The organism is Actinomycetota bacterium (assembly GCA_030684515.1).
Taxonomy (GTDB): domain Bacteria; phylum Actinomycetota; class Actinomycetes; order S36-B12; family S36-B12; genus UBA11398.
Window position 1 is genome coordinate 1 of the sequence record JAUXVJ010000014.1, and the last position, 2300, is coordinate 2300.

Annotated in this window: 2 protein-coding genes; both read left to right on the plus strand. The window is 58.7% G+C overall.

Features of this window, described 5'->3' with window-relative positions; all coding sequences use genetic code 11:
• A partial coding sequence (locus tag Q8M73_06445) for a copper-translocating P-type ATPase (GenBank protein MDP2288190.1) occupies positions 1 to 1648 on the plus strand: 1648 nt, incomplete at its 5' end.
• A 220-nt stretch (positions 1649 to 1868) separates the two neighbouring features.
• Positions 1869 to 2300: hypothetical protein (locus Q8M73_06450; GenBank protein ID MDP2288191.1), on the plus strand; the 432-nt coding region annotated here is incomplete at its 3' end.

Genomic DNA, 2300 nt, shown 5'->3' on the forward strand with positions numbered 1-2300 from the left:
GTACTTCGAGGCTGCTGCCGTGATCTGCACTCTCACACTCCTGGGCCAAGTCATGGAGTTGCGTGCACGGGCTACGACTGGTGAAGCGATCAAAGCGTTGCTGAACTTGACCCCATCCACCGCCCACCGCATCACGTCTGAAGGAACTGAAGTCGATGTCGAACTCGCCCTTGTGGAGGTCGGGGATCGCGTGCGCGTACGACCAGGTGAGAAAGTTCCCGTCGATGGCACTGTTGAATCAGGTCAGTCATCTGTAGATGAGTCGATGCTCACAGGCGAACCGGTGCCGACCGAGAAAGTCCCCGGAGACAGCGTAATCGGTGGCACAGTCAACGCCAACGGCAGCCTTGTGGTGATCGCAGCTCGAGTCGGTTCAGACACAGTGCTGGCACGTGTTGTTGAGATGGTGGCCAAGGCACAACGGACTAAGGCACCCATGCAGCGTTTGGCCGACAAGGTGGCTGGCGTGTTCGTTTTGGCCGTCATTGTCATTGCGATCGCTACGTTCATCATTTGGGGTCTCGTGGGCCCTGAGCCGCGCTGGACAAATGCGCTGGTCGCTGCGGTAGCAGTTTTGATCATCGCCTGCCCATGCGCGCTGGGGCTGGCCACTCCCATGTCGGTCATGATTGGCAGCGGCCTTGGGGCTCGCCATGGCGTCCTATTCAAAGATGCAGCAGCGATCGAGAAGATGCGCGAAATCGACACTCTGGTTGTCGATAAGACAGGAACGCTCACGGTGGGGCATCCCAGCGTGAGCGATGTCATCCCCGCCACCAACACCACGCGCGAACACGTCCTGCGGATGGCTGCCAGTGCCAACCAGGCCAGTGAACACCCGCTTGCACGCGCCATTACAGCAGCCGCGCGAACGGAAAACGTGAGCCTGAACTACCCCCAGGATTTCGAAGCCAAGCCGGGCTATGGCGTCGCCGCACACATCGACGGTTACGACGTCCTCGTTGGTAACCGCGACCTCATGCAAATCAATGACATCACCCTGTCAGCAGACCTGACCGGGCGCGAGCCAGAAGGACAGACAGTCATCTACGTCGCAGTCGACGGCCGTCTCGAAGGCTTGATCGCGCTCACAGACGCGATCAAGGAGACCACAGCAGAAGCCGTACAAGCCCTACATCGCGACGCTATATCCATAGTCATGGCGACAGGCGATGCAGCCGGCCCAGCTCAACAAGTGGCCGAAACCCTCGGCATCGACGCCTTCCACGCAGGGGTCAAGCCGCAGGACAAACTCACCATCATCGAAGCGCTCCAACGTGACGGCCACTTGGTGGCCATGGCCGGCGATGGCATCAATGACGCCCCCGCACTTGCCCAAGCCAACATCGGCATTGCTATGGGCACCGGCAGTGACATAGCAATTGACTCAGCGCAGATCACGTTGGTCAAGGGTGACCTGCGGGGCATCACGGCGGCTCGCAGCGTGTCGCGCGCCACCGTGAGCAACATGAAACAGAATCTCTGGTTCGCCTTTGCGTATAACGCAGTAGGCATCCCCATCGCAGCAGGCATTCTGTATCCATTCACTGGACTCTTGCTCTCCCCAATGATTGCCGCTGCGGCCATGAGCCTGTCGAGCGTGTCGGTCATTTTGAACGCTCAGCGCTTGCGATCCGCCAAGATCTAGAATCGCGGAGTAGCGCGCGAGGAGGGATGCCTCTAAGATGCAGCCCTTGTGCGGTTGTGAACACTGTTTCTTGATCGAATCTTCACAGTTCGCTACGAGACTTCCCGGATTCATTGGCGAAACTAGGGGCGAACATTTCGGGCTCCGACAGCCTGACACCGCAGAGTTGCGGTAGCCAGACAGCGTCCACAGGACACAGGTGAGACTGGAAGGACCAACTGTGACTCCCTTGAGCCACTTCAATCGAAGCAGGATGCTCTTTGGCGTCGTGATCCTTTCCCTTGGAGCAGGCTTGCTCGGAGTCGGACCTGGTGTAGCAAGTCCTAAATCGGACATCGCACGGATCCAGGCACAGGTTGCCGATTTACAGCATGTCGCAGAGGGCGCGACGGAGCGGTACAACGAAGCCCGTTCTGGTCTCAACATCGTCCAGCAGAAGCTTGGAACGCTTCAGCGTCGCGCCAGCAGGCAACGAACTGAACTACAGAAATCTTCCGAGCTCATCGACGCTCTCGCTCGCTCGGCGTACATGTCGGCGTCTTTGGACCCGTCATTGCAACTTCTACTTGCGAGTGACCCGTCAGCGTTCCTTGCCCAAGGGGCCGCACTCAATCAATTGGCGAAGTCGCAGCAGACAATTCTTCGCAGATGG